Annotated in this window: 7 protein-coding genes and 1 pseudogene; 6 read left to right on the forward strand and 2 right to left on the reverse strand. The window is 58.2% G+C overall.

Annotated features, from left to right (window positions below; translation table 11 throughout):
- Both AAC035_RS18020 and AAC035_RS18025 read right to left on the reverse strand, forming a co-directional pair.
- A pseudogene (locus AAC035_RS18020) lies at positions 1–204 on the reverse strand (2-hydroxychromene-2-carboxylate isomerase); the annotation flags it as partial.
- Between the two features lie 103 nt (positions 205–307).
- Positions 308–1,036: an SDR family oxidoreductase gene (locus tag AAC035_RS18025; RefSeq protein WP_339806479.1), complete on the reverse strand. Its 729-nt coding sequence runs from the start codon at positions 1,034–1,036 to the stop codon at positions 308–310.
- A 127-nt stretch (positions 1,037–1,163) separates the two neighbouring features.
- Here AAC035_RS18025 and AAC035_RS18030 point away from each other — a divergent pair, with 127 nt between their 5' ends.
- From AAC035_RS18030 to AAC035_RS18055, 6 genes are all read left to right on the forward strand, one after another.
- Positions 1,164–1,655: a helix-turn-helix domain-containing protein gene (locus tag AAC035_RS18030; protein WP_339806485.1), complete on the forward strand. Its 492-nt coding sequence runs from the start codon at positions 1,164–1,166 to the stop codon at positions 1,653–1,655.
- A 71-nt stretch (positions 1,656–1,726) separates the two neighbouring features.
- Positions 1,727–1,939, forward strand: coding sequence for a penicillin-binding protein (locus tag AAC035_RS18035; protein WP_339806480.1), 213 nt, complete (start codon positions 1,727–1,729; stop codon positions 1,937–1,939).
- 12 nt (positions 1,940–1,951) lie between these two features.
- A complete protein-coding gene (locus tag AAC035_RS18040; protein ID WP_339806481.1) occupies positions 1,952–2,914 on the forward strand; it encodes a calcium/sodium antiporter in 963 nt (320 codons plus the stop codon).
- Positions 2,915–3,011: 97 nt separating this feature from the next.
- Complete coding sequence (locus tag AAC035_RS18045; protein WP_339806482.1) at positions 3,012–3,788, forward strand: SDR family oxidoreductase; 777 nt, start codon at positions 3,012–3,014, stop codon at positions 3,786–3,788.
- 49 nt (positions 3,789–3,837) lie between these two features.
- Positions 3,838–4,911, forward strand: coding sequence for a phosphotransferase family protein (locus tag AAC035_RS18050; RefSeq protein WP_339806483.1), 1,074 nt, complete (start codon positions 3,838–3,840; stop codon positions 4,909–4,911).
- Between the two features lie 34 nt (positions 4,912–4,945).
- A partial coding sequence (locus AAC035_RS18055; RefSeq protein ID WP_339806484.1) for an alpha/beta hydrolase occupies positions 4,946–5,580 on the forward strand: 635 nt, incomplete at its 3' end.

The raw sequence follows: 5,580 nt of genomic DNA on the forward strand, positions 1-5,580 counted from the left end.
CTCGTAGGCCCGCTTTTTCGGAATGTCTGCATAGGCTTCCGCCGGAGATCGGTTATTGGCCAGTTTGAACAGGCCGCCGAGCAACACTGGCACGTATTCGAAACGCGCATCGGTACGGGCTTCGATATCCGGGATCACCCGGTGGCAGAGGTAGGCGTTGGGGCTGCCGAAATCAAACAGAAACTGAGCGACAGGTTTGGTCATATTGGTTCTCCTGGTAGAGGCAGCAGGTGCCGGCGTTTTAAAGGCCTTACCCTATAATTGACATTAATATAGGTATTTAACCTACTATTTTTAAATCATTTAATTACCAATTCTCCAGCCAGGGCCGAAGGTCGGTTTCATGAGTCCAGGCGTCGCGGGGCTGCAGATGTATCTGCCAGTAGGCTTCGGCAATACTGTCTGGAGACAGGATGCCGCCCTGCTCTTTCAGGGCGTAGCGTTCAGGGAAATTGGTGCGGATGAAATCCGTATCGATAGCGCCATCGATGACCGGGTGGGCAACGTGGATGCCCTGGGGCCACAGCTCCCGCGCCATGCTTTGGGCCAGTGCCCGCAAGGCGTGCTTGGCACCTGAGAACGCCGCAAAACCTTCCCGCCCCCGCAGACTGGCGGTAGCGCCGGTGAAGATGATGGTGCCGCGGCCCCGGGGCAGCATCACCCTGGCAGTCTCCCGACCCATCAGAAAGCCTCCGAAACAGGCAAGCTCCCAGACTTTGCGGTACACCCGTGAGGTGGTTTCGGTAATACCGAAACGGACGTTGGCGCCGATGTTGAACACCGCCACTTCGATGGGCGCAATATCCCGCTCGATCTTCTCGATCAGTTCAATCATCTCGTCTTCGTTGCGGGCATCGCTGCCAAAGCCATAGGCGACGCCTCCGTCGCTCTCGATTTGTTCCGCCAACGGTGTCAGCTTGTCAGCCTGGCGGCGGGTGACGCAGGCGATATAGCCTTCCCGGGCGAAGCGGCGGGCGATGGCACCGCCGGTGGCGTCACCCGCTCCGATGACGAGAATCGCTTTCTTCTGGTTCATGTGTAGTGTCCCGTCTGGTTATTAAGTTCTTTTATGGAACCCTGGTTCAGACTACAGTTCCTTTTTGGAATCTGTCAACATGAACAACCAGGCTTTTGATACCCCCTTCAATCACGCCGGAGAGACCATGCGCTGGGACGACCTTGATCAACAACCCTGCTCCCTGGCCCGCACCCTGTCGGTGGTGGGTGACCGCTGGACGTTAATTGTCCTCAGGGACTGCTTTCTGGGTGTAAGACGCTTCGACCATTTCGAGGAACGCCTCGGAATCACCCGCCATGTACTGGCAGACCGGCTGAAGAAACTGGTAGACGGTGGCGTGCTTGAAAAGCAACCCTATCAGGACAAACCTCGGCGCTATGAGTACCGGCTGACCCAAAAGGGCAAGGATCTGTACCCGGTGATTCTGTCACTGGTCCACTGGGGCGACCGCTACATGGCCGACGAACAAGGCCCGCCCATCCGCCACCGCCATCGCAGCTGCGGCCACCTTACCCGGGGCGTACTGACCTGTTCGGAATGCGGTGAACCGCTGCAACCAAGGGATGTGACAGTTGAGGAAAGCGAAGGATGGGAAGGGCGTCTTTTGCCATTGGCTACGTCGAATTCGGGCCCGTAAAGTCGCGGCATAAGGCTACACTAAGCGGTACCCGATCCGATCAATTCAACAACTCAAAAGGCGTGCAATCAATGATCGACGAAGACACCCTCACTGCCCTCAAAACCGCCTTCACCTACATGCCGCAGCCGGTGGAGGTGAATCGCTTCGAATACGGCGACGATACCGACCGTGTTCTGGCTCAGGTGAACTTTGTGCGTGAAGTACTGATCAGCCACGGTATTGACCCTGAGGAAGTGGCCGGGGATATTAACCCGGACTCGGCACCCAACTCCTGTTACTGATCTGGAAACCACATGCTGAACCTGCTTTTTATTCTTATTGGTGTTGGCCTGCTCACTACCGGTGGTGAGGCCCTGATCCGGGGTTCGCTCGCGGCTGCAAAGCGGCTGGGTGTATCACCATTGCTCAGTGGTCTGGTCATTGTGGGTTTTGGCACTTCGTCCCCGGAACTGGTGGTCTCCATCGACGCCGCCCTGAACAGCCGTCCGGATATCGCCGTGGGCAACGTGGTTGGCAGTAACATCGGTAACATTTTGCTGATTCTCGGGCTATGCGCACTGATATCACCAATGGCGGTAAAACCTCTTGCCTTGCGCCGTGACGCGGTCACTGTCGTTGGTGCCAGCGTCCTGTTTCTGATTCTGGTGGGCGGCTCGGCACTTGGCCGACCTGATGCGGCCATTTTTCTGCTGGCGCTGGCGGCTTACCTCGGCTGGGCGTACTGGACCGAACGCTCCGGGAATGCACCCTCTGCCGAACTGTACCAGGCCGAAAGCACCGAGCTATCCGCATTGCCCAAAACAGCACTGTGGATCATCACGGCGATAGTGCTGGGGCTGGTATTGCTGATTGCCGGCTCACAGATTCTGCTGAAAGGCGCGGTTGGTATTGCTGAGCTATACGGCGTATCAGAGGCGGTTATCGGCCTGACCCTGGTGGCGGTGGGTACTTCGCTGCCGGAGCTGTCGATCTCGGTTATCGCGGCGCTTCGCCGCCATGCCGATGTGGCCATCGGCAACATTCTGGGCAGCAACATTTTCAACCTGCTGGGGATTCTCGGCATATCTGCTCTGCTCCAGCCGCTGCCGGTCCATGCCCGGATTTTGCAGTTTGATCAGTGGGTGATGCTGGCCACCGCCATCCTGTTACTGATCTTCCTTTACACAGGGCGTCGCCTCAGCCGGATTGAGGGCGGCATCCTGTTGTTCGGCTATTGCCTGTACGTTGGCCTCAGCTTCACCACCTTCGGCGTGTAAGCGCCTGAATCAGGCCACGCCCACTCCAGAACTTGCCCCTGAGCATGACTTCTGTCTATATAGGAGGCTTACAAAAACAACGGAAGGAGTAAATTCGATGTTCGAAAACCTGTTTTCACTGGAAGGACGCACCGCTCTGGTTACCGGCGGATCCCGTGGTATCGGCAAGATGATTGCCGCCGGTTTTATTGCCCAGGGCGCAAAGGTGTATATCTCCTCCCGCAAAGCCGATCAGTGCGATGCCGCCGCTGAAGAGCTGTCAAAAGGCAATGGCCGTTGCATTTCCCTGCCCCAGGACCTGTCTACCGTAGACGGCTGCAAGGCGCTCACCGAAGCCCTGAAAGCGAAGGAAGACCATCTGGATATTCTGGTGAACAATGCTGGCGCAGCCTGGGGCGCAGATTTTGATGAGTTTCCGGAAAGTGGCTGGGACAAGGTCATGGACCTCAACCTGAAGTCGCCGTTCTTTCTGACCCAGGCGCTTCACGAAATGCTGAAAGCCGGCGCTTCGGATGCAAAACCGGCCAAGGTCATCAACATTGCCTCTATCGATGGCATTCGTCTGAATCCGCTGGAAACCTATTCCTACCACGCCTCCAAGTCAGGACTTATTTTTCTGACCCGTCGTATCGCAGCCCGCCTGATTCAGGATCGCATTGTCGTGACCGCGATTGCCCCGGGCCCCTTCCCGTCAGAAATGAACCGCGCTGCCCGCGACGAATCCGATGAAGTTGCAAGAAGGACACCGTCGGGGCGTGTGGGTACCGATGAAGATATGGCCGGAGCTGCCATTTACCTGGCCTCGCGAGCCGGTGACTACGTGGTGGGTGACACCATTGCAGTTGATGGCGGCCATGCCTACGCACGGCTGTAACAGGCTGAGCTGAAATGCACAATCCGAAAAACAACAACGGGTAACACTCATGTTTGATGAGCTGAATTCGGGCACCAAAGCGGTTGCCGAGCGACATTCATTCAGCGTCGATGATCTCGACGCTTTTTTATGCAAACACCTGCCCGGCTTTGCCGGCCCCATGACCGTTGAGCAGTTCAAGGGCGGACAGTCCAACCCCACGTTCAAGCTGACCACACCGGGTCGCAATTACGTTCTGCGCATGAAGCCCGGCCCGGCCTCCAGCCTGCTGCCGTCGGCCCATGCCATAGAACGTGAATACCGGGTCCAGAAGGCACTGTACGGCAGTGCGGTGCCAGTGGCAGAACCTCTGCTGTTGTGCGACGACGAAGGTGTGATCGGGCGGGCGTTCTATGTCATGGATATGGTCGAAGGCCGGGTACTGTGGGACCCGACCATGCCAGGGGTATCCCTGAACGAACGCTCTGCGCTGTATGATGAAATGAACCGGGTGATCGCTGCCCTGCATACCGTGGATTTCGCAGCACGTGGGCTCTCGGACTATGGCAAACCTGCCAACTATTTCACCCGCCAAATCGATCGCTGGACCCGGCAGTATCGCGCCTCGGAAACAGAATCCATCGAAGCCATGGATAACCTGATCGCATGGCTGCCGGAAAACCGTCCGCCGGAAGACGGCCTGGTGTCCATAGTTCACGGTGACTTTCGCGCCGACAACCTCATTTTCCACAGCAGTGAACCGAAGGCGGTGGCGGTACTGGACTGGGAACTGTCCACCCTGGGCCACCCTCTGGCGGATTTTGCCTATCACTGTATGGCGTGGAATCTGCCCCGGGAGATCCGTGGTCTGGCGGGAGAGGATCTGCCCGGACTGGGAATTCCTGGCGAGCAGGAATACGTCGCGAAGTATCTGGAACGTACCGGGTTCACCATCAGCGGTAACTGGAATTTCTACCATGCCTTCAACATGTTCCGCCTGGCCAGCATCAACCAGGGCGTTGCCAAGCGGGCCATGGATGGCATAGCCTCCAGCGAAACCGCTCACCTGGCCGGCAAGACCACCCGCCGCCTGGCCGAACTGGCCTGGTCCTACGCCGGAAAAGTGGACCGGAATATCAACTGATATCCGGTCACAGCGAACAGGAGCATGATCAGTCATGTACACCTTTGATGATATTGCGCTGGAACAATGGCAGGTAGGCGGACTGGATACCCGGGTAGCCAGCGTCGGAAAGGGTCCGGTGGCCCTGTTTATCCACGGCTGGCCGGAGTGCTGGTACTCCTGGCGTGAGCAGATGGTCTTGCTGGCCAATGCCGGCTATCGGTCCGTTGCACCGGACATGCCGGGCTTCGGCCACAGCCAGGGGCTGCCCGGGATCGCGGATTACAACATCGCACGCATCAGCGAGTTTCTGCTGCAGCTGATCGCTGAGGCTGGCGATTCTCCGGTGCTGCTGATTGGCCACGACTGGGGCGCCATCAATGCCTGGAACTTCACCCTGCGCCACCCGGAGGCCGTATCCCGCCTGGTCACCATGAGTGTCCCTTTGCGGAAGCCCGGCGACCAGCCTCCGACGGAGCAACTGCGGCGTATTTTCGGTGATCGCTTTTTCTATCAGTTGTATTTTCAGACACCCGGTGTTGCCGAGGCCGAGTTCGATGCCAACCCGGAAGGTATCCTGCGGGCCCTGCTCTGCTCACCGGACACCCCACGGGCAACGCCGCGACTGGGCAAACCCATCAGCGAGGGCGGCGGCTGGACTGACCGGCTGGGGGCGCCGCTGGAGCAACC

The organism is uncultured Marinobacter sp. (assembly GCF_963974375.1).
Classification (GTDB): domain Bacteria; phylum Pseudomonadota; class Gammaproteobacteria; order Pseudomonadales; family Oleiphilaceae; genus Marinobacter.

What these genes read in the sequence shown, in the direction of transcription:
- AAC035_RS18025 (WP_339806479.1), bottom strand. Translation starts at nt 1,036, where the DNA reads ATGAACCAGAAGAAAGCGATTCTCGTCATCGGAGCGGGTGACGCCACC.
- AAC035_RS18030 (WP_339806485.1), top strand. Translation starts at nt 1,164, where the DNA reads ATGCGCTGGGACGACCTTGATCAACAACCCTGCTCCCTGGCCCGCACC.
- AAC035_RS18035 (WP_339806480.1), top strand. Translation starts at nt 1,727, where the DNA reads ATGATCGACGAAGACACCCTCACTGCCCTCAAAACCGCCTTCACCTAC.
- AAC035_RS18040 (WP_339806481.1), top strand. Translation starts at nt 1,952, where the DNA reads ATGCTGAACCTGCTTTTTATTCTTATTGGTGTTGGCCTGCTCACTACC.
- AAC035_RS18045 (WP_339806482.1), top strand. Translation starts at nt 3,012, where the DNA reads ATGTTCGAAAACCTGTTTTCACTGGAAGGACGCACCGCTCTGGTTACC.
- AAC035_RS18050 (WP_339806483.1), top strand. Translation starts at nt 3,838, where the DNA reads ATGTTTGATGAGCTGAATTCGGGCACCAAAGCGGTTGCCGAGCGACAT.